This window comes from Pseudomonas sp. P108, assembly GCF_032613195.1.
Lineage (GTDB): Bacteria > Pseudomonadota > Gammaproteobacteria > Pseudomonadales > Pseudomonadaceae > Aquipseudomonas.
Genome location: NZ_CP126691.1, coordinates 3,238,473 through 3,258,381 on the forward strand (window position 1 = coordinate 3,238,473; position 19,909 = coordinate 3,258,381).

20 protein-coding genes are annotated in these 19,909 nt (G+C 60.6%); 13 read left to right on the forward strand and 7 right to left on the reverse strand.

Features of this window, described 5'->3' with window-relative positions; translation table 11 throughout:
* Window positions 1–34: 34 nt before the first annotated feature.
* Window positions 35–823, forward strand: a complete 789-nt coding sequence (locus tag QOM10_RS14120) for a DUF2092 domain-containing protein (RefSeq protein WP_316918315.1) — start codon at window positions 35–37, stop codon at window positions 821–823.
* Between the two features lies 1 nt (window position 824).
* The gene (locus tag QOM10_RS14125) at window positions 825–1,403 is read left to right on the forward strand and encodes a hypothetical protein (RefSeq protein WP_316918316.1); all 579 of its coding nucleotides are present in this window, start codon (window positions 825–827) and stop codon (window positions 1,401–1,403) included.
* Window positions 1,404–1,494: 91 nt separating this feature from the next.
* Here QOM10_RS14125 and proP read toward each other — a convergent pair whose 3' ends face one another.
* The 3 genes from proP to QOM10_RS14140 form a co-directional block, all read right to left on the reverse strand.
* A complete protein-coding gene (gene proP / locus QOM10_RS14130) occupies window positions 1,495–2,997 on the reverse strand; it encodes a glycine betaine/L-proline transporter ProP (protein ID WP_127927442.1) in 1,503 nt (500 codons plus the stop codon).
* A gap of 238 nt (window positions 2,998–3,235) precedes the next feature.
* Entirely contained in the window at window positions 3,236–3,895 is a 660-nt protein-coding gene (locus QOM10_RS14135) for a DUF3313 domain-containing protein (protein ID WP_316918317.1), read from the reverse strand.
* Entirely contained in the window at window positions 3,895–4,206 is a 312-nt protein-coding gene (locus tag QOM10_RS14140; RefSeq protein ID WP_127927446.1) for a hypothetical protein, read from the reverse strand. Before QOM10_RS14140 ends, QOM10_RS14135 begins: the two co-directional genes overlap by 1 nt.
* Before the next feature lie 147 nt (window positions 4,207–4,353).
* Here QOM10_RS14140 and QOM10_RS14145 point away from each other — a divergent pair, with 147 nt between their 5' ends.
* Both QOM10_RS14145 and QOM10_RS14150 read left to right on the forward strand, forming a co-directional pair.
* A complete protein-coding gene (locus QOM10_RS14145) occupies window positions 4,354–5,076 on the forward strand; it encodes a response regulator (RefSeq protein ID WP_127927448.1) in 723 nt (240 codons plus the stop codon).
* Complete coding sequence (locus QOM10_RS14150) at window positions 5,073–6,401, forward strand: ATP-binding protein (protein ID WP_316918318.1); 1,329 nt, start codon at window positions 5,073–5,075, stop codon at window positions 6,399–6,401. The genes QOM10_RS14145 and QOM10_RS14150 overlap by 4 nt, the downstream gene beginning before the upstream one ends.
* 113 nt (window positions 6,402–6,514) lie before the next feature.
* Here the strand turns inward: QOM10_RS14150 and QOM10_RS14155 are convergent, their stop codons facing one another.
* The gene (locus tag QOM10_RS14155; RefSeq protein WP_316918319.1) at window positions 6,515–7,618 is read right to left on the reverse strand and encodes a GlxA family transcriptional regulator; all 1,104 of its coding nucleotides are present in this window, start codon (window positions 7,616–7,618) and stop codon (window positions 6,515–6,517) included.
* Window positions 7,619–7,665: 47 nt separating this feature from the next.
* Here QOM10_RS14155 and QOM10_RS14160 point away from each other — a divergent pair, with 47 nt between their 5' ends.
* The 5 genes from QOM10_RS14160 (at window position 7,666) to QOM10_RS14180 (ending at window position 13,134) form a co-directional block, all read left to right on the forward strand.
* Entirely contained in the window at window positions 7,666–8,649 is a 984-nt protein-coding gene (locus QOM10_RS14160; protein ID WP_316918320.1) for an ABC transporter substrate-binding protein, read from the forward strand.
* Window positions 8,650–8,708: 59 nt separating this feature from the next.
* The gene (locus QOM10_RS14165) at window positions 8,709–9,827 is read left to right on the forward strand and encodes an aryl-sulfate sulfotransferase (RefSeq protein ID WP_150775520.1); all 1,119 of its coding nucleotides are present in this window, start codon (window positions 8,709–8,711) and stop codon (window positions 9,825–9,827) included.
* Window positions 9,828–9,905: 78 nt separating this feature from the next.
* Window positions 9,906–11,195, forward strand: coding sequence for an FAD-binding oxidoreductase (locus QOM10_RS14170; protein WP_316918321.1), 1,290 nt, complete (start codon window positions 9,906–9,908; stop codon window positions 11,193–11,195).
* 13 nt (window positions 11,196–11,208) lie between these two features.
* On the forward strand, window positions 11,209–11,766 hold the full coding sequence (locus QOM10_RS14175; RefSeq protein WP_316918322.1) for an XRE family transcriptional regulator: 558 nt from the start codon (window positions 11,209–11,211) through the stop codon (window positions 11,764–11,766).
* A gap of 21 nt (window positions 11,767–11,787) precedes the next feature.
* Window positions 11,788–13,134: a glutamine synthetase family protein gene (locus tag QOM10_RS14180; protein ID WP_316918323.1), complete on the forward strand. Its 1,347-nt coding sequence runs from the start codon at window positions 11,788–11,790 to the stop codon at window positions 13,132–13,134.
* Between the two features lie 11 nt (window positions 13,135–13,145).
* Here QOM10_RS14180 and QOM10_RS14185 read toward each other — a convergent pair whose 3' ends face one another.
* The 3 genes from QOM10_RS14185 to QOM10_RS14195 all read right to left on the reverse strand — a co-directional run bounded on the left by QOM10_RS14185 (window position 13,146) and on the right by QOM10_RS14195 (window position 15,345).
* On the reverse strand, window positions 13,146–14,063 hold the full coding sequence (locus QOM10_RS14185; RefSeq protein ID WP_127930395.1) for an AraC family transcriptional regulator: 918 nt from the start codon (window positions 14,061–14,063) through the stop codon (window positions 13,146–13,148).
* An 81-nt stretch (window positions 14,064–14,144) separates the two neighbouring features.
* Window positions 14,145–14,402 (reverse strand): Atu4866 domain-containing protein, encoded by a 258-nt coding sequence (locus QOM10_RS14190; protein WP_160039925.1) that lies wholly within the window; start codon window positions 14,400–14,402, stop codon window positions 14,145–14,147.
* A 175-nt stretch (window positions 14,403–14,577) separates the two neighbouring features.
* Window positions 14,578–15,345, reverse strand: a complete 768-nt coding sequence (locus tag QOM10_RS14195) for an SDR family oxidoreductase (RefSeq protein WP_316918324.1) — start codon at window positions 15,343–15,345, stop codon at window positions 14,578–14,580.
* A gap of 218 nt (window positions 15,346–15,563) precedes the next feature.
* Here QOM10_RS14195 and QOM10_RS14200 point away from each other — a divergent pair, with 218 nt between their 5' ends.
* The 4 genes from QOM10_RS14200 to QOM10_RS14215 all read left to right on the forward strand — a co-directional run bounded on the left by QOM10_RS14200 (window position 15,564) and on the right by QOM10_RS14215 (window position 19,826).
* A complete protein-coding gene (locus QOM10_RS14200; RefSeq protein WP_127927467.1) occupies window positions 15,564–16,502 on the forward strand; it encodes a helix-turn-helix domain-containing protein in 939 nt (312 codons plus the stop codon).
* A gap of 180 nt (window positions 16,503–16,682) precedes the next feature.
* Entirely contained in the window at window positions 16,683–17,417 is a 735-nt protein-coding gene (locus QOM10_RS14205; RefSeq protein ID WP_127927469.1) for an SDR family oxidoreductase, read from the forward strand.
* 356 nt (window positions 17,418–17,773) lie between these two features.
* The gene (locus QOM10_RS14210; protein ID WP_316918325.1) at window positions 17,774–19,348 is read left to right on the forward strand and encodes a phospholipase D family protein; all 1,575 of its coding nucleotides are present in this window, start codon (window positions 17,774–17,776) and stop codon (window positions 19,346–19,348) included.
* A 100-nt stretch (window positions 19,349–19,448) separates the two neighbouring features.
* Entirely contained in the window at window positions 19,449–19,826 is a 378-nt protein-coding gene (locus QOM10_RS14215; protein WP_127927473.1) for a DUF5329 domain-containing protein, read from the forward strand.
* Window positions 19,827–19,909: the final 83 nt, after the last annotated feature.

Genomic DNA, 19,909 nt, shown 5'->3' on the forward strand with positions numbered 1-19,909 from the left:
GCGCAACGCCCACGCAGGGACAGGAGCGGAACCGATGAAAGCCCCAGCCAGTATTGTCTGCCTGATGTTCACGTTGGTTCTCGCGCCGGGAGCCCGCGCCGAAGACCCGCCGGTAGCGCCCGCTGCCGAGGGCGCGGACGATGCGCCGTTGATCAACCCGCAAGTGGTCGACAAGCTCATCGACATGGGCAACTACCTGCGCAGCCTGCCGAAATTCCAGGTCGATGCTCAAGTCTCGCGCGACACCGTTCTGGAGTCCGGGCAGAAGATCAAGACTGAGTCCGCCAATACCCTGAAAGTGGTCGGCCATGATCGCCTGTATGCGAAAAGCGAAGGCGATGTGCGCACCCGCGAGTTTTTCTATAACGGCAAACAACTCACCCAGTACTCGCCGTACCTGAAGTACTACACCACCGTCGATGCACCGGCCACCGTCGCGGAAACCTTGCACAAGGTCGAGAACTTCTACGGAGTGCAGGTACCGATGGAGGACCTGTTTCTGTTCGGCAGTGATCAGGCGCAGATCGATGCCTTGAAAGCCGCGCTGTACGTGGGCCCGTCGGTCATCAAGGGCCAGCTCTGCGACCATTTGGCGTTTCGCCAGGAAGGCATCGACTGGCAATTGTGGCTGACCCGTTCCGACAAACCTTTGCCGTGCAAACTGGTGATCACCACCACCGACGATAAGAGCTTCCCCGAATACAGCGCGGTGTATCAGTGGAACCTCAAGCCGACCATCCCGGACACGCAGTTCACCTTCAAACCGGGCAAAGGCGATGTGGCGATTGCGTTTAAAAAAGCCAGCGATCAGGGAGGGCAATGACATGAACAAGTCGATGACGTGGAGTCTGTTGTTGTCGCTGGCCGCCGCCACGCTGCTGACCGCCGGTTATGTGGCCGAAGCCGACGCCCGGGGGCAACGCGCTCAGGGCCATGCCCGCGCCAACGTCAACCGCGCGCCGGCGCCGAATGCGCAACGGGCGCAGCGGATCAATGCGCCGCAGCGCACCAACAATGTCAGTGCCGGCAATCGGGTCAATTCGGGCAATCGGGTCAATGCCGGCAACAACGTCGGCAACCGCACGAACGTCAATAACAGCAATCGCAACGGCAACCGAAACGTCAACATCGACAACAGTCGCGATGTCGATATTGATGTCGACGGCCATGGCCGTTATGGCTACGACGATCACTACCATCCATTGGCGGCCGCAGCGGCGGTCACGGCAACCGTCGCGGTCACGGCGGCGGTGGTGGGCTCGATCTTTACCCCGGCGCAAATGCCCAGCACTTGTGTGCAGGTGATTCAGTACAACGTCGCCTACATGCAATGCGGCTCGACCTGGTACCAGCCGCAGTATCAGGGCAGTGATGTGACGTATGTGGTGGTCAACGCGCCTTGATCAGGCTTTCGGCACCCACGGTTGCATCTGCGCGAGCCTGCCTCGGCCGCCAAGGCGCAAACCCGGCCAGTGCCGGGTTTGCGCTCATTGCTCAGTTGATTCGCGGATGCTGCTGTACCAGTTCCTTGCGCTTGGCTTCCAGCGCGGCGATTTCGGCGTCGATGTCTTCGATCTTCTGCTCGATGTTGTCGTGGTGCTCTTGCAGCAGTTCTTTCGCTTCTTCAAGGTCGGAAGCAGCAGGCGCAGCGCCACGCAACGGCTTGTTGGCGGTTTCCTTCATGGTCACACCGGTGGCCAGACCGATCACGGCGATGACCATCAGGTAATACGCCGGCATGTACAGATTATTGGTGCTCTCGACCAGCCAGGCGACCACGGTCGGGGTCAGGCCGGCGATCAGCACCGAAACGTTGAAAGCCGCCGCCAGTGCGCTGTAGCGAATGTGCGTGGGGAACATCGCCGGCAGGGTGGAGGCCATGACGCCGATAAAGAAGTTCAGCAACACGGCCAGCATCAGCAGGCCGGCGAAGATCAAACCGATCTTGCCGCTGTTGATCAGCATGAACGCCGGGATCGCCAGAATGAACAAACCAATGCTGCCGACGACGATAAAAGGCTTGCGGCCAATCTTGTCACTGATAAAGCCAATCGCTGGCTGCACGAAGAGCATGCCGACCATGATCGCGATGATGATCAGCACACCACGGTTTTCGCTGTAGTGCAGGTTGTGCGACAGGTAACTCGGCATATAGGTGAGCAGCATGTAGTAGGTGACGTTGGTCACCGCCACCACGCCGATGCAGGTCATCAGGCTGCGCCAGTGTTTGGTCGCGACTTCCTTGAACGAGACTTTCGGGCCGCCGGCGAGGCCTTCGCGATCGCCTTGCTCAAGCTTTTCAACGTGCTGCTGGAACGCTGGGGTTTCTTCCAGGGCGTGACGCAAGTAGAGGCCGATCATGCCCAGCGGCAAGGCGAGGAAGAACGGCAGACGCCAGCCCCATTCCTCGAACTTCGCTTCGCCCAGCGTGGAAGAAATCAACACCACCACACCAGCACCGAGGACGAAACCGGCAATCGAGCCGAAGTCGAGCCAACTGCCGAGAAAGCCGCGTTTGCGATCCGGTGCATATTCAGCGACGAAGATCGACGCGCCGGTGTATTCGCCACCGACCGAGAAACCCTGGGCCATTTTTGCCAGCAGCAACAGGATCGGCGCCCAGATGCCGATCGAGGCATAGGACGGAATCAGGCCGATGGCGAAGGTGCTCAGCGACATGATCACGATGGTCGCGGCGAGGACTTTCTGTCGTCCGTACTTGTCGCCCAGCGCGCCAAAGAACAAGCCGCCCAGCGGCCGGATCAGGAAGGGCACCGAGAATGTCGCCAGCGCGGCGATCATCTGTGTGCCGGGGTCGGCGCCGGGGAAGAACACTTTGCCGAGCACATAGGCGACGAAGCCGTAGACACCAAAGTCGAACCATTCCATGGCATTGCCCAGTGCGGCGGCGGTGATCGCCTTGCGCATCTTGGCGTCGTCGACAATGGTGATGTCTTTCAGGCCAATCGGCTTGACGGTTTTCTTGCGTGATTTCATCCGGGTCTTCTCTTTGCTGATCCATCGTGCCGCGTAGATGCCATCTATTTGATGGCGCGTACTCTTTGGCTCAGATACATGAGGACACGAAATAATTCACTGCTCGGCGCTTTTTTTCCTGACGCACCCTGATTTTCCCTGTAGGAGCTGCCGAAGGCTGCGATCTTGTTGGGACGCGGAGCGTCCCCGGCTGCATTCCCACGCAGAGCGTGGGAACGATCAAGAAGGGGATGTGTGTTTACCGGCGGATGGCCGTATACGATTGCCGCAGGTCACTGGCCCAGCCATCCAGCACCACCTTGACGTCATCGGCAGTCAGTACCTGCTTGTCGTTCTTCAGTGGCACGCCGGTGCCTTTGCGCACCACTTCGGCAATCACTTCGCCGGTCGAACCGTCCTCGAACGACACCTCGGTGGCGACTTCGCTGTCCTGGTCACGGATGCCGGTCGCCGTGCTAACGCCCGCAGCGACAAGGGTGACCGGCAGCCACTCATAAAAGCGCAAACCCTGAGTGCTGGTCGCCACTTGGGTGATGGCGGGGCGCACCACCAGGGTGTTCGGCCCGGGTTGATTGACCAGATGCATGACCTTGCCCAGTTCCAGCCGTAACGCGGCGTCGTAGTAGTCGGTGACCCCGGACAAGGTGCTCAGCGGAATGCGCGGCGTCGGTTCGGCACTCGGGTAGAACTGACTCGGCGCCAGATAAACCTGCGTGTATCGACCCCGGGCGAGGGCCGGGCTGACCCACGCCAACACAGGCTGTCCGGACGGCGACCGGCGCTCGGCCAACACGCTGTAGTCACGTAGAAACCCGGCGTGTTCCGGCGTTTTGCTGCTGCACGCCGCCAGGCTCAGCGTAGCGACAATGGACAGCGACATTGAACGAATGCGCGACATCAAACGGCTTCCTTGTTTTGCGTCATGTTGTCCGAGCATTCGATGTGCAATCGACCGTGGGCCATGATCCAGTTCATGAGATCGGCGGTGTTGACGCTGTGCACGTATTCCACCCAGTGCGCATTGGTCGGGCTGAAATGCTCGAAATACCGGCGCAGCACTACCGTGCTCTGATCAGTGGAAACGCCCAGGCACGATTCCTGAAACACCACCGGTGTATCCGGGCCGAGCGCGGCGGTGCGCTGGCTGAGAATCAACGGCCGATTGCCATTGTGCGGCGTGATGCCTGGTTTGCTGTTCAATACCTTCATGCCAATCCCCCTGCTTGAAATAGCTGCAGAATGCCCGCGAGGTTTTGCCGGAGAATGTCCGCTTGATGTCTGGCGCGTAGAAATGTTGCTCGATTGAAATAAATGACCCGGGCGGCGAAATGGCTTTAGATTGGCTTTTTTTGGTGCATGGATCCTGTGACTGTGAGCAGACTGCTGTTCGTCGACGACGACGTGGAAATCCTCGCGCTGCTGAAGAAGTTCTTCGTGCAGCACGCCTATGAAGTCGACGTGGCGTCCCACGGCGAAGCCATGTGGGCGGCAATCGCGCTGAACCGTCCGGACACGATCATTCTTGATCTGATGATGCCCGGCGAAAGTGGCCTGAGCCTGTGTCAGAAGGTGCGCGCGCAGCTGGGCATTCCGATCATCATGCTCACAGCCATGGCCGAGTTGAGTGATCGCATTGTCGGCCTGGAACTGGGCGCGGACGATTACCTGACCAAACCTTTTGCCCCGCAGGAACTGCTCGCACGGGTGCGTGCCTTGCAGCGTCGTGCCGGCGAACAGCGCCAAACAGTTGAGCCTTCACGCCCGGTGATCGGCTTCGCCGGTTGGCATCTGGACATCACCTGCCGCGAACTGCGCTCCCCGGAAAACGTGATGATTCCGCTGTCCGGCGGCGAGTTCGATTTGCTGGTGGTGTTCCTCGATCATCCGCAGCGCATCCTCACCCGCGAGCAGTTGATCGACCTGACCCACGGCCATGGTCATGACGCCTTCGACCGCAGCATCGATGTGCAAGTCAGCCGCTTGCGCCGCAAGATCGAACCGGACAGCAAGCGCCCGGACTTGATCCGTACCGTGCGCAACGGCGGTTATCTGTTCACCGCCAAGGTCAGCCGCTCGTGATCCGCCAACTGTGGCGTGGCGATACCCTGAGCCGGCGCATTGCCCTGACCATCATTGCCGCGATGGTTGCTTCGCTGGCGTTGAATGCGCTGTTCGTGCAAGTCGCCGGGATCTGGGCGCGGCCACCGATTGAACGCACCGGCCTGCTGGAACAGATTGCCGCGACCTCGCGGGTGATCGAAGCGGCCCCGGCCAGCCTGCGCCCGCAACTGGCCGCGGCGGCGAGCAGCGCCATGCTGCACGTGTCGTGGCAAGCGCAGCGCGCGGACTTTGACCTGCCCAATGACGGCCTTCGCCTGCCAGCGAGCAGGGTGCCGGTGCTGCAGCAACTGCTGGGCATTGATCGAAAAATCGAGGTGTTCAGCCCAGGCGACTGGCCCAACGGCAGTCCCCAGGCGCATTACGCCGCCGTCGTGCAATTGGTCGATGGCAGCTGGTTGTCATTTATCCCGCCGGAGCGCAGTTGGGGCCTGGAGTTTGGCGTGCGTATCGCGATCGTCATCGCCTTGGGACTGATTGCCACACTGCTGGTTGCCTGGGTCGCCACCCGCCAACTGGCCAACCCCTTGCAGCGGTTCGCCCGCGCCGCGAGACGATTCGGCACCGATCTACGGGCACCGCCGATCAAGCTCGAAGGCCCTGACGAAATCCGCCAGGCGATCATCGCCTTCAACACCATGCAGGCGCAGATCCAGCACTTCATCGCCGAGCGCACGCACATGCTCGCATCGATCTCCCACGATTTACGTGCGCCGCTGACACGCATGCGCTTGCGCAGTGAGTTCATGGAAGACCTCGATCATCAGGGCAAACTGATTCGCGACGTTGAAGAGATGCAGTCGATGATCAACGCCGCGTTGGCGTTCTTCCGCGAAGACACCCACCGCGAGCAGACCACCGCGTTCGATCTGTCGGAGCTGCTGCAAACCATCGTCGACGATTACCGCGATCAGCAGATCAATGTCGATTTCGATGGGCCGGCGCATCTGGTGTACGAAGGTCGACCGCTGGGGATCAAACGGGTGATCGTCAATCTGCTGGAGAATGCGCTTAAGTACGCGCAGCATCCGGGCATTGCGTTGAAATATGACGAGTATTCGATCTGCATTGAGGTCAGCGATGACGGCCCCGGTATTCCCGAGGCGGCGCTGGAGCAGGTCTTCGATCCGTTCTTTCGCCTGGAGGCTTCGCGCAATCGTGACACTGGCGGTGTGGGCCTCGGGCTGTCGGCAGCAAGGGCGATTGTGCGCGAGCAGGGCGGCGAGTTGACGCTGAGCAACCGCCACGCTGGAGGGTTGTTGGCGCGCGTCGAACTGCCACTATAGGAAGGACAGCTTGTACGCATTTCTCTGGAACACTTTGAAGCATTCGAGCGGCGTGGGCGGCTATCTGGAACATTGCCGGCGCTATGCGCTACAGCATTGATCCGCGGAGCGAGTTATTGGGCCAGCCCCGCAAGCGCAATGCCCAACGGCGGCGCCGCTCCCGTCGCAGCGGCTTTCATTTCACTGCGGTAGCCGTGGGGGCTGATGCCCAAATGCTTCTGGAAGGCCCGGCGCATACGCTCCTCGCGGCCAAAACCGGCTGTTTCGGCGATGCGCTTGATCGGCTCGCGGGTGGTCTTGAGTAATCGAGTCGCCGTCTCCAGACGCAGGTTCTCCACCGCTTGCGCCGGGGTTTCTCCGGTGGCAGCGACATAGGCGCGGGCAAAATGGCGCGGGCTCATGCCAAATTGTTCGGCCAGCTGCTCGACGCGCAAGTCTCCGTTCAGGTTCGCCGCAATCCAGGCGTGCAGCCGCGCCAGACGCGCGTCCGGGTCGGTGCGTAAAGCTTTGGATTGAGCATTGAGCGAGGCACTGAGCTGTGGCTGTTCGGCATCACGCCACATAAACACCGTGAAGTACCGCGCCAGTGCCAGCGCCGCGTGGGCGCCGAGGTCTTGTTCAACCAGACCAAGGGCCAGATCGATACCGGCAGTGGCGCCGCCGCAGGTCCAGAGGTTGCCATCGTGCAGATACAGCGCATCGGTCTGGCAGCGTACTGCCGGGTAGCGCGCCTGCAGTTCGGCAGCGAATTTCCAGTGCGTCACCACTTCGCGGCCATCGAGCAGGCCCGCTGCGGCCAAGGCAAACGAACCCGTACCGATCGAGCACAGCCGACGGATGTCAACCGAGCGGCGGCGTAGCCAAGCGCACGCTGCTTCGTCAGCTTCAAGCGCGGCCATGCCCGGTCCTCCGGCGACGATCAGCGTGTCGATCACCGGGGCCATGGCATCGATCTGTTCCAGCGAACAGGTGGTCACGCTGATGCCGGAAATGGACATCACCTGACCGCCGCGCGGCGATGCCACCAGCAAGCGGTACGGCGGACTTGCGCTGTAGGGCGTAGCCAACACGCGCGGTATGGCTGCAAAGACCTCAAGCGGGCCGGCCGCATTGAGCAACAGCAAGTCATCGAACGCCAACACCACGACGGTGCGCACAGGCAGCGGCGCGGCGTCCGTCATGGCAGCAAAGGAGGGGTGTTTGGCATGGAGCGACACGGCGGGCCTCGACATACTGAAATCAATGCACAAATGAGCGCACGACAATGCCGGTAAAACTTCCTGCTGCCAAGCGTCTGCTGGCACACCCTGTAAAAGCGCTGCTGTGCGGCGTTGCGTTGCTGCTCAACCAGCTGCTGTCGGCCACTGCCGAGCCGTTGAAACTGGGCGATCAAAGCGGTTTGACCCAGGCATTGCTCCACGCCGCCGGTGAAGATCAACACCTTGCCTATGCGCTGTCCTGGCATCCGTTTCTGGCCGGGACCACCCTGCTCGAAGCACTGAGCGCCGGGGCGATCGATGCCGGTGTCGTGGGTAATGCGCCGCCGGTGTTCGCGCAGGCCGGTGGCTTCGACATCCGCATCATCGGCGTCGCGAGCGGTGCGCAAAACAACAATGCGCTGCTGGTTCCCGCAGGCTCCAGCGTCCAGCAGGTCGCCGATCTGAAAGGTCAGCGGGTGGCCGTGGCCAAGGGCAGCAGCGGGCATTATTTGTTGTTGGCCGCGCTACATAAAGCAGGCCTCGCGCCTCGGGATGTGAACATCGCCTACGTCAGTCCGGTGGACGCACAGAATGCGTTTGCCAGCGGCAAGCTCGATGCCTGGGCGGTGTGGTATCCCTTCGTCGGCCAGGCGACATCGCGCGGTGCACGGGTTCTGGTGGATGGCAGCGCCTGGCCGGAAACCGGGTTGAATTTCACCGTCGCCAGCCTGCAGGCATTGAGTGATCCGCAGCGGGCAGGGCAACTGGGCGATCTGCTCGCCAGGCTGGCCCGCGCCCAAGCCTGGGCCACTGAGCACCCTCAGGAATGGGCTGAAGTATTCGCACAAACCACCCGGCTTCCCGTTGCGCTGGTGCAGGAAATGCTCGCGCATCAGGACCTTCACTACGTGCCGATCGAGTCGTCAGTCATCACTTCGCAGCAGCGTCTGGCCGATCTGTTTGCCGCTGAGCGTCTGATTCCGCGACCGCTGCAGGTCGGGCAGATCTTCGACGATCGCTTCAACCCTTTACTGCCAAGCCACCCATAACCCTTGAGCTCACCTTGCCGCGTTGCTGGCGGCAGGTTTTCACACGCCCGGAGAAAGCCATGCCCAACCTCGAAACCACCACACTCAAGCGCCGCAAAACCGGCCTGATCGCTGTCGATCATGCCCGCAGCGCTGGCGGCTACACGCTGTTCGCACCACAAACGGCGGATGGCAATGTGTTCCTCATCGACCTTGATGGCGAGGTCGTTCATCGCTGGAAACTGCCTCAGCGCCCCGGCCGTGACGCGGTGATCCTGCGCAACGGCAACCTCGGCTACAACGGCAACCATCCTGATTCACCGGATCTTTTTCCGGGCTGGTCGGTGTGGCATGGCGGCGCGTTCAGCGAAGTGACGCCGGAAGGCGAAGTGGTCTGGGAACACACCGATCTGCTTCACCACCATGACGCGCAATGGCTGGACAACGGCCATCTGCTTTACACCACGGCCGAGCCATTGAGCGCCGATTTGGCCCGGCGCGTGGTGGGCGGCATTCCCGGCAGCGAGGCGCCGGGCGGGGTGATTTATGCCGACGTGGTCAAGGAGGTCGATCGTCAGGGCAATGTGGTCTGGGAATGGCGCAGTTGGGAGCACTTGCGCCCTGAGGATTACCCGCTGCACTCAGCGTTCGAACGTCACCATTGGCCGATGACCAACGCGGTCACCCCCGGCCGTGACGGCAAGGTGATCCTCAGCCTGCGCAGTGTTTCGTCAGTGATCGCCGTGCAGCGCGGCAGTGGTGAAGTGCTGTGGCGACTGGGCCACGATCTGGTCGCGCAGCAGCATTGCCCGAGTGAACTGGAAAACGGCAACGTGCTGGTGTTCGACAACGGCATCTTCCGCCCCCACGTGAGCATGCCGCACTCGCGCATTCTCGAAATCAACCCGTCGACGCAACGCATCGAATGGCAATACGCCGACACCCCGGGGTATGCCTTTTTCACCCCGTTCATGGGCGGCGCGCAGCGTTTGCACAACGGCAATACGCTGATCACCGAGGCCAACTTCGGCCGTTTGTTCGAAGTCACTCCGACTGGTGAAGTGGTCTGGGAGTACGTCAATCCGCACTTCGCCACGTATCCCGATGCGGCCTCGCGACGCTATTTGCCGGGCGAAAACAACGCGATATTCCGCGCCCACCGTTATCAGCGCGCAGACCTGTCTTGGCTGCGTGACTGAGCACCTTGGCTTGCCGACGTGAAATATACTCTGTAGATTTTCATGAAATTATAAAAAGATAATTTCATGAGGTCGCGAATGTTCCTGCAATCCAGCCAGCACGTCGACAGCTATTACGCCCACAGTTGCGCCGATATTCTGCGTGATCGGCCAGCGCTGGAAGGTGAACATGACACCGACGTGGTGATCATCGGCGCCGGTTTCAGTGGTCTGCACACGGCGCTGCGTCTGGCCTTGGCGGGAAAACGCGTGGTGGTGCTGGAAGCCAGTCGGGTGGCGTGGGCCGCCTCGGGGCGTAATGGCGGGCAGGCGATTCTCGGCTGGTCTTGCGATATGCCGCCGCTGGAAGCTGCGCTGGGCCATGAACGGGCCAAACGGCTTTGGGATGGCATGCGCTGGGCTGCCGACGAATTGCGCGAATTGCCCGGGCGGCATGGCTTCGATTGCGACTATCGGCCCGGGCATTTGTGGGCCTCGGTGATGCCGCGCCGGGTCAGCCTGCTAAGCGAATGGCAACACGAGGCCAGCCTCAAATGGGGCCACGATTCCTTGCAGTTCATTCCTCGTGAACAACTGCCGGAATGGGTGGCCACCGACCGCTATCAGGCCGGGTTGTACGACCCTGAGGGCGCGCACCTCAATCCTCTGAAACTGGCCTTGGGCCTGGCGACCGCCATCGAGCGGGCCGGCGGGCGTATCCACGAGCAAAGCAAAGCGTTGAGTTATCAGGAGCAGGGCGGTGGCTTCCGGGTCAACACCGAGCGCGGTTCAGTGCGCGCCGATGTACTGGTGCTGGCGTGCAACGCTTATCTCGATGAACTCGACCCGCCACTGTCCAGCTGCATTCTGCCGGTGGGCACTTACCAGGTCGCCACCGCAGCGCTGACGCCTGAGCAGGCCACGGCGCTGTTGCCGCGCAATGTCTGCGTGACCGACAACCAGTTCGTCCTCGACTACTTTCGGCGCACACCGGATAACCGTTTGTTGTTCGGCGGCGGCTGCACGTATCTCGGCGGCATGCCCAAGGACATTGCGGCGGCGACGCGGCCGTTTCTTGAGCGGGTATTCCCGCAGATGAAGGGCGTCGGTATCGAGTTTGCCTGGGGCGGACACATCGATTTGACGATCAAGCGCACGCCGGACGTTGGCGGCGCGGGCAATCGTTATTGGCTACAAGGCTATTCGGGCCACGGCGTCCTGCCGACATTGGCCGCCGCGCGCGCGGTGTCCGACGCGATTCTCGGCGAGGCGGATGAATTGGCGTTGTATCAGGGTTTGAGCAATGGCCGATTCCCCGGTGGCAAGCACTTCGCGGCACCGCTGGAGGCCATCGGCAAGGCCTGGTATCGACTGCGCGACAGTATTTGATGAGATTTTGACGATGAACAAGCAAGAAGAAATCGCCGCGCTGGCGATCCTTATCCACGACCTGCGCAAGCACAAGAAGTGGACCCTGAAGGAACTGGCCGACAAGATCGGCCGTTCGGTGGGTTTTCTCTCGCAGGTCGAGCGCGGCTTGTCACGGCCGACCGTGGCGGACCTGACCGCGATCAGTGAAACCTTCGGCGTGCCGACCACCTATTTCTACAGCCTGCCCAAGCCTAAAGAGCTGCCGTGGGTGACACGCCCGGATGAGCGCCGCACGCTGTATTACGCCAACGGCATCACCGACATTCTGGTGTCGCCGCAAATGCGCGCCTCGTTCTCGATGCTCGAAAGTCATCTCGAAGCCGGCGCCAGCAGCGGCGACCGTCATCTGACCGACAGCTCGGAGCAGGGCGGTTACGTCCTCGAAGGCGAGCTGACGTTGTGGCTGGGCGACGATGAAGAACCCGTCACGCTGAAGGCCGGCGACAGCTTCCAGTTCGACAGCCATACCCGCTGCCGCTACGGCAACCTCTCCGAGCAGCTGACTCGCGTGCTCTGGGTCTACACCTGATCACAACAAAGGATGAACACGATGGACGCTGTCTGCGCTGACCTGCTCGCCGAAGTGCGTGCCTTTCGCCAACGCTACCCCGAGGTGCGTTATGTCGACCTGATTTGCCTGGACATTCCGGGGCACTTCTATGGCAAGCGTTATCCAATCGACATGCTCGAAAAAGTCGCGGCGGGCAGTGTGCTGAAACTGCCGCAGAACTGCGTATTGCTGGGCGTGCAGGGTGGTTTGTTCCCGATCGGCGATTACTGCTTCAACGACGGCGATCCGGATGCCGTGCGCCGCTTGGTGCCGGGCACACTGAAACCGGTGACCTGGGAAGCGCAGCCGCTGGGGCAGATGCTGATCACGTCGGACGGCACCGAAAAACCGATCGAATTCGAACCCCGTGAAGTCCTCGCGCAAGTGCTCAAGCGCTTGGCGCGCAAAGGCATTCACCCGGTGGTAGCGTTCGAGCTGGAGTTCTATCTGTTCGATAAAAAGCTGCGCGACGGTCTGCCGCAGTTTGCCCGCGACGACCTGACTGACGACGCCGATGATCAACCGAACCTGCACATCGAACGCCTCTCACGCTTTGCGCCGGTGCTGGATGACATGGTCGAAGCGACGCGGGCACAGGGCATCGACGCCACGGTGATCACCGCAGAACTCGGCCCCGGTCAGTTTGAAATCAACTTCGGCCATCTCGACGACGGTTTGCGTGCGGCGGACTGGGCGGCGTTGTTCTGCCGCAGCACGCGCGGTGTCGCGCTTAAACACGGCTACCGCGCCAGCTTCATGGCCAAGCCGTACTTGCAGCATCCAGGCAGCGGCATGCATGTGCATGTCAGCCTCTACGATTCGGCGGGCAATAATCTGCTGGCCGCGAATGAGCAGCAGCCGTTACGCCATGCGGTCGCCGGGTGCCTGGAACTGCTGCCGCACAGCATGCCGATCTTCGCGCCGAACCAGAACTCGATGCGCCGTTTGGGCGGCACGGTGAATACGGCGACCAAGGCCAGTTGGGGTTTTGAAGACCGCGATGCGTGCTTGCGCATTCCCGAGTCGGACGTGAAGAACCTGCGGGTTGAATATCGCTTGGCGGGGGCGGATGCCAATCCGTATCTGGTACTGGCGGCGATTTTGGTGGGGTTGGAGCATGGGTTGGAGTTGGGCAAAGAACCGATCGCACCGCTGAATGAAGACCGCAGCAGCGGGATCGATTTTCCCAAGGATATGTTCGAGGCAGTGCGCGCGATGCAGCATCAGCGGCAGTTGCGTGAGGGGCTGGGTGCGGAGTTTGTCGATGTGTATTGCGAGAATAAACGCCAGGATCATTTGGCGTTTATGCAGGAGATCAGTGCGCGGGAGTATCGCTGGTATTTGTGAAGGGCGCCGGCTCACGCAGGGCGCCGAATCCGGCTGGCGTCTCTGGAGGGCGGACACCCGAACTGGCGACTGTACTCGCGGCTGAATTGAGATGGGCTTTCGTAGCCCACTCGATAACAGGCACTCGCCACATCCAGGCCTTCACCCAGCATCAGGCGGCGGGCTTCCTGCAGGCGAAGTTGCTTTTGATATTGCAGCGGACTCATCGCGGTGACGGCCTTGAAGCGATGATGCAATGTCGAGCTGCCCAGATTGGCGACCCTGGCAAGTTCTTCGATGCGTAAGGGTTGGTTGTAGTGTTTGTTCAGCCAATCAATGGCCCGCGTCACCCGTCGAGTCTGCGAATCACCGAGGGCAAGTTCGTACAGCCGACGTCCGTGCACGCCTCGCAGGAGGCGGTAGTACAACTCTCGTAGCGCGAGCGGCGCCAGCATGCCGATGTCTTTCGGTGTTTCCAGCAGCCGTACCAGCCGCAGCATTGTTTCGAGCAGGGGCACATCGACTTTCTCGAGAAAAAGACCCAGTTCAGGTTCGTCGGGGACGCCCGTTGCCGGCGCATCGGCGATGACCTGGGCAATATCCGTGGCCTCGAAATCAAAACGGATGCACAGGTAGGGCGCCTCCGGGCTGGCCAGCAGCACGCGCCCGGCAACCGGGAGCGTCACCGAGACCACCAGGTAACTCAGCGGGTCGTACAGGTATTGGTCGTCGCCCAGGCCGATTTCCTTTTGTCCTTGCACAATCAGGCAAAGTGCCGGTTTGTGCACGGTATGGATAAGCTCCGAAGGCGTGTCAAAACGGATGACATGCAGGGGCGCAATGGCGGTCTCATAGATCCCGGGCGTGGTAAAGCGTTGCGTCAGCAGGCGAACCAGTTCGTCGCGGTAGATGGCCGTGTTTTGCAGGATGAAAGCATCGCTCTGTTCCATTTCAAGGCTCTCACAAGTGTTCATGAGCGTCTGCGCGCAATTGTCCAGGCAGACGATATTCATCCGACATAATCAAAGTGCTCATTGCCGATAGAGGATCATGCCGGCGTGATACAGCACGTCGTCATGAAAATGCCCGTCGGCGGTGAAGCCGGTGTCGTCCCAGTACTGGATGTAGTCACCGACCATTTCGTAGCGGCCTTGATAAGCGCTCTTATTTTTACCACGGGCCTCGTCGTAACGCCCAGAGGCCAGAAGTTCGTGACGGATGAATCCATCCGCGGTGACCCACATGCCTGCGTAACGATGCTCAGGCGCGGCTTGTTTGGCGTTTTTCATTGTTCAGTCCTCATTGACGTTGTTCACCTGAGCGGCCTGCCGTGGCCTGTGTCTGCATCCGTTGCGTGCTTTCATATTACGTAGCCAAGCGCAGAGGTATTACGACGAAACTGCCGCAGATTTGCCTGATCCTCTCGGGCTTGCCGAGCATGCAGCGGCTTTTTCCTGCAGTGGCTCACCCGGCTGTGACAGTCATACCGCCGTCGGCCATGACCACTGAACCCACCATGAAGCTGGCACGATCCGAGGCGATGAACGCGACCACTTCGGCGATTTCTTCCGGTTGTGCGGCGCGGCCGATCGGTGCGGCTTCGCCATGCTGGGCAAGAAAAGCAGGGCCATCGTCGACCACATGGTTGAGGATGTTGGTCACCACATCCCCGACGCCAACCGCGTTAACGCGGATGCCGTGGCCAATGACCTCAAGCGCCAGGGTGCGCGTCAGTTGCGCCAGTGCGCCTTTGGAGGCGGTGTAGGCGGCAATGGTGGGAAAGGCGAAGTAGGAGGCGTAGGACGCGATGTTGACGATCGAGCCGGATTTATTGGGCATCATCGCTTTGACCGCTTCACGGCTATGCAGGAAGGCCGCCGTGGCATTGACCGCCTGAATGCGTTCCCAGTCCTCGCGAGTCATGTCGATGACCAGCTTGTTGATGATGATGATGCCGGCGTTATTGACCAGGATGTCCAGCCGGCCAAATTGCTCGACGGCCAACGCGACCGCACGCTCGGCGGCACCGTCCTTAGCGATGTCGGCCACCAGTGGTACCAGACCAGGGCGGGCCAGCGCTTCCACGTCGGGGTTTATATCTTCAGCAATGACCTTGGCGCCGCGGGCATGCAGCAGCAGTGCGATGGCCTTGCCGATGCCACTGGCCGCGCCAGTCACCAGGGCGACTTTACCTGCCACTTCGTTCGGGGTGCTGTGCTTGATGTCGGTCATGATGTTCTCCAGCATTGTGATCAAGTAGGGGATAAGCCGTGTCTTTCAACGGCGACGGGCCTACTGTCTCGCAGCGCGGCGAAGCCGGCTTTCGTGAGATTGCCTACGCTGTCGGGGTTTTGCGCCGAATATCAGTGAGGACGGTTCGCCGCTCGGTTCAGCCAGCGAAAAAAGCCCGATATCATCGATCCGGCCTCCCTTATTAAAAGGACCTGTTCATGGCAACTACCGTGCGAACGTCCCAGGCACCGACATCCAGCCAGGACTTGCGCATCACTGGGGAATCGATGCGTGAATATCTGCCAGGCGATGCGCAGACGTTTACACCGCGTCTGGAAATCAAGGACGTTGTGATTCAGTTGTTCACCCATCGCAGCGTCATTGAGCCCATTCTCGTGCCGGCAGTGGTAGAACCGCTGCTCGTTTTGGTTCTGGCGGGGGCGGCGAGGGTGGAGGAGCGCCTGCCGGGTGGGGCATGGGAGGCGGCAGAAGTCAGTGCCGGCGATTTTTTTCTCACCAGTTCTGATGAGCCTTATGAAATGCGCTGGCAGACGTACGGAGGCGATACCTTCGAAGTCATGCATCTTTATTTGGGGTTGCCGCTGATTGAGCAAGCGTCACGGGAGTTGTTGGGGGAGCATGCCGGGGCTGTTCGATTTCGCGATGTTTCCGGCGCACGGGATGGGCGCGTCGCGTATGTCATGGAGCAGCTGCGCACCGAACTGGTCGGGGAGCGCTTGCCCAGTGCTCTGTTCGTCCGGTCTCTGGCTCAGGCGCTGGCCGTACATCTTGTGCGCAGCTATCGCGCCGAGACCCGACCCGGACGTCGAGTCAACGCCTTGCAAGCCTACAAGCTGCGCAAAGTCACTGATGCCATGAGTGCGGATCTGGCCGCTGAGTTCAGCCTGGCAAAGTTGGCCAGACTGGCCGAACTGAGCGAGTACCACTTCAGCCGCCTGTTCAAGCGTGCGACGGGACTGTCGCCTTCGCAGTACTTCATTCGCTTGCGCATGGTGCGTGCACGGCACTTGTTGCTGGAGACCCGGCTTAGTGTCATCGAGATCGGGCTGGAGGTCGGCTACTCCAGCCCCAGTCACTTCTCCCAGGTATTTCGTCGCGAGGCGGGCGTAACGCCCAGCGATTTCCGTGGCGCTTGAGTGCCGGTCCGCCACAAAATTTGCGGGAGATGAACACAGACACGAATAGGCAAAAGTTGCGCAGGTTTTGGCACGCGCCGCGCAGGCCAGTGCCCTTAATCTTTCGACGTACCCCGCAGCAACGCCCGCATCTTCAGCGGTCGCTGCTGAACTTCAATGCAGAGAGCAGGAGCTACGGATATGTCGAACATTCAAAACAAAGTCGTCCTGATTACCGGTGCAAGCAGTGGTATTGGCGAAGCGGCGGCCAGATTGATCGCCGCCAAAGGTGCCCATGTGGTACTCGGCGCCCGCCGTACCGAACGTCTGGACAAACTGGTCGGCGAGATCCAGGCCGAAGGAGGCTCGGCCAGTGCCCGCGCACTGGACGTGACGGATCTGCAATCCATGCACGCCTTCGTGACATTCGCCAAGGCGCAACATGGCAAGGTCGATGTGATCATCAACAATGCAGGCGTGATGCCCCTGTCGCCTTTGACTTCGTTGAAGGTCGATGAGTGGAACCAGATGCTCGATGTCAACGTTCGCGGCGTGCTGCACGGTATCGCCGCCGTTTTGCCGGACATGGAGGCACAAGGTTTCGGCCAGGTCATCAATATCTCGTCGATTGGCGGTCTCGCGGTTTCTCCGACCGCCGCGGTGTACTGCGCGACCAAATTTGCGGTCAGGGCGATCTCGGATGGCTTGCGCCAGGAAACGGACAAGATCCGCGTCACGGTGGTGTGCCCGGGGGTCGTCGAGTCCGAACTGGCCGATACCATCTCTGATGAGGTGGCACGCGAGGAAATGAAAGCCTTTCGGCGTGTCGCGCTCAACGCCGACGCCATCGCGCGAGCGCTCGCCTATGCCATCGACCAGCCCGACGATGTCGATGTGAGTGAAATTGTGGTTCGTCCGACCGCCAGCCCTCACTGATAAATCCTGACAGCAATGTGCGCTGCGGTTCGGCCGCGGTCGTTGATCAGCGGCCGCTTCCGGACCCGTTGCGGTTGGCGTGATGGGTCGCCAAATCGTAGCGGATACGAAAATGAGTTGCGGTGTCATTTTCATCAGCTTTGCCAGTTGTGTTTTTTCTGGCCGCTGGCTATTGATACGCGCTTTTCCACCTTGGGCAATTCCCGCAATTGACAGCGGATGAACTACGCTCCTGAAACAACCCCGCAGATCGAAGAAACAGTGCGCAAGGTCGAGTCGACCAGAGTGATGGAGGGAACCAACAGGCCGTTCTTCGGGATCCGGCATCCCTGATCGTCACCGTCGGAGTACGCTCCGTGAAAACCCGACAGCCACTGTTTATCTTTCTGTTGCTTGTCTTGCTCTTTGCCGGTTGTGCGACCGTCAATGTTTCTCATGAACCCAGTCAGGCCCTGCCAGCGCGCGATTCGGCATTCGGTCGTTCTGTCCTGGCTCAGGCCGCTCCCCATCAGGGTAAATCGGGCTTTCGCTTGTTGTCCGAGAGTGCCGAGGCGTTCTCGGCCCGCGCCGAGTTGATTCGCAATGCGCAAAGCAGCCTCGACTTGCAGTACTACATCGTCCACGACGGCATCAGCACGCGAATACTGGTGAGCGAACTGCTGGCCGCTGCCGACCGCGGCGTGCGCGTGAGGATTTTGCTGGATGACACCACCAGTGATGACCTTGACCGGATTATCGCCACACTGGCTGCGCATCCGCAGATTCAAGTCCGCGTCTTCAACCCGTTGCACCTGGGCCGCAGTACCGTCGTAACGCGGACGATGGGCCGGCTGTTCAATCTGTCGCAGCAGCACCGGCGCATGCACAACAAACTGTGGGTGGTGGACAACTGCGTCGCCATCGTCGGTGGACGCAATCTGGGCGATGAGTATTTTGACGCGCAGCCCGACAAGAATTTCAGAGACATCGACATGCTCAGTGTCGGTCCGGTTGCGGAGCAGTTGGGGCATAGTTTTGATGAGTACTGGAACAGTGCACTGAGCAAGCCGATCGAGCAGTTTCTCTCGATCCACCCGACGACCCGCGACCTGAAAAACAGCCGCACCCGGCTGGAGGAGTCCCTGGAGGAAACGCGCAAGCAGAATCATGCGCTGTACCAGCAATTGATGACCTACACCACGCATCCACGCCTGCAGGTCTGGCGGCAGGAGCTGATCTGGGCTTGGAACAAAGCGCTGTGGGACGCGCCGAGCAAGGTCTTGTCGAAGGGCGAGCCCGCCCCGTATTTGCTGTTGGCCACCCAGTTGGCACCCGAGCTGAACGGGGTCACCCAAGAACTGATCATGGTCTCGGCCTACATGGTGCCGGGCGAACCGGGGGTGGTGTACTTGACCGGCCGTGCCGACGCCGGCGTGTCGATCAGCTTGCTGACCAACTCCCTGGAGGCCACCGATGTGCCCGCCGCGCACGGTGCGTACGCCCCGTATCGGCAAACCTTGCTGGAGCATGGTGTGCACTTGTTCGAGTTGCGGCGTCAGGCCGGTGACAATGGTGGCAGCGGCAGCGGAACGCGTCTTTTTCATAGCGGATCCTCCAACAGTTCAGACTCCAGCCTGCACAGCAAGGCGATGATTTTCGACCAGCAGAAAGCGTTTATCGGCTCGTTCAATTTCGACTCGCGCTCACTCTTGTGGAACACCGAAGTCGGGGTGCTGGTCGATAATCCGCAACTCGCCGGACGGGTGCGTGAACTGGCACTGGAAGGTATGGCGCCGGCGCTCAGTTACCACACTGTGCTGGAAAGGAATCAGATGGTCTGGGTCACCGAGGATGAGGGCAAACAGCATACGTTGACCAAGGAGCCGGGGAGTTGGTGGCGGCACTTCAATGCGTGGCTCAGCAGCGCCATCGGGCTGGAAAGGATGTTATAGCGCGTGGGTCATCGACGAACGATGGTGCGGGGCGCCGTGGTCTCTGTTGGTGCTCACTTCGATACTTTCATTGTCGCGCAGAGGATAGGGGGTGAGGGATATGGTGCGGCTTTTCAGCCTGTTGCTAGTGGTTGCGGGCAGCGGCCTTACCGCCATCGTTCCGGATGCGCAGGGCCAAACCGACCCGCAAGCCACCCAAGAGATAAAGGCCTTGCTGGACTTTGTCGAACACAGCCCGTGTCAGTTCGTGCGTAACGGAATCGAATACCCGGGACCCCGCGCGCGGGTGCATCTACAGCAGAAGCTGGATTATCTGGAAGGCAAAAACAGGGTGCACAGCGCGGAAGACTTCATCGATCTTGCTGCCACTGAAAGCAGCCTGAGTGGCCGAGCGTATGCGGTGCGATGTAAAGAAAAAGTAGAGCCAGCAAGCGCCTGGTTAAAGAGGGAACTGCAGAGGCAGCGGCAACTGCATTGATCTTGTCTGCCGTCCAATAACAGCCAGAGTGAAGGATTGCGGCATGACTTAACGCATGAACCGGCTATCGACCCTGCACACAA

Bases quoted from the DNA above. Each gene is read 5' to 3' on its own strand.
- QOM10_RS14145 (WP_127927448.1), top strand. From the start codon at position 4,354: ATGGATCCTGTGACTGTGAGCAGACTGCTGTTCGTCGACGACGACGTG.
- QOM10_RS14205 (WP_127927469.1), top strand. From the start codon at position 16,683: ATGTCGAACATTCAAAACAAAGTCGTCCTGATTACCGGTGCAAGCAGT.
- QOM10_RS14185 (WP_127930395.1), bottom strand. From the start codon at position 14,063: ATGGAACAGAGCGATGCTTTCATCCTGCAAAACACGGCCATCTACCGC.
- QOM10_RS14195 (WP_316918324.1), bottom strand. From the start codon at position 15,345: ATGACCGACATCAAGCACAGCACCCCGAACGAAGTGGCAGGTAAAGTC.
- QOM10_RS14125 (WP_316918316.1), top strand. From the start codon at position 825: ATGAACAAGTCGATGACGTGGAGTCTGTTGTTGTCGCTGGCCGCCGCC.
- QOM10_RS14140 (WP_127927446.1), bottom strand. From the start codon at position 4,206: ATGAAGGTATTGAACAGCAAACCAGGCATCACGCCGCACAATGGCAAT.
- proP (WP_127927442.1), bottom strand. From the start codon at position 2,997: ATGAAATCACGCAAGAAAACCGTCAAGCCGATTGGCCTGAAAGACATC.
- QOM10_RS14135 (WP_316918317.1), bottom strand. From the start codon at position 3,895: ATGTCGCGCATTCGTTCAATGTCGCTGTCCATTGTCGCTACGCTGAGC.
- QOM10_RS14160 (WP_316918320.1), top strand. From the start codon at position 7,666: ATGCCGGTAAAACTTCCTGCTGCCAAGCGTCTGCTGGCACACCCTGTA.
- QOM10_RS14120 (WP_316918315.1), top strand. From the start codon at position 35: ATGAAAGCCCCAGCCAGTATTGTCTGCCTGATGTTCACGTTGGTTCTC.
- QOM10_RS14215 (WP_127927473.1), top strand. From the start codon at position 19,449: ATGGTGCGGCTTTTCAGCCTGTTGCTAGTGGTTGCGGGCAGCGGCCTT.
- QOM10_RS14175 (WP_316918322.1), top strand. From the start codon at position 11,209: ATGAACAAGCAAGAAGAAATCGCCGCGCTGGCGATCCTTATCCACGAC.
- QOM10_RS14165 (WP_150775520.1), top strand. From the start codon at position 8,709: ATGCCCAACCTCGAAACCACCACACTCAAGCGCCGCAAAACCGGCCTG.
- QOM10_RS14200 (WP_127927467.1), top strand. From the start codon at position 15,564: ATGGCAACTACCGTGCGAACGTCCCAGGCACCGACATCCAGCCAGGAC.
- QOM10_RS14190 (WP_160039925.1), bottom strand. From the start codon at position 14,402: ATGAAAAACGCCAAACAAGCCGCGCCTGAGCATCGTTACGCAGGCATG.
- QOM10_RS14180 (WP_316918323.1), top strand. From the start codon at position 11,788: ATGGACGCTGTCTGCGCTGACCTGCTCGCCGAAGTGCGTGCCTTTCGC.
- QOM10_RS14170 (WP_316918321.1), top strand. From the start codon at position 9,906: ATGTTCCTGCAATCCAGCCAGCACGTCGACAGCTATTACGCCCACAGT.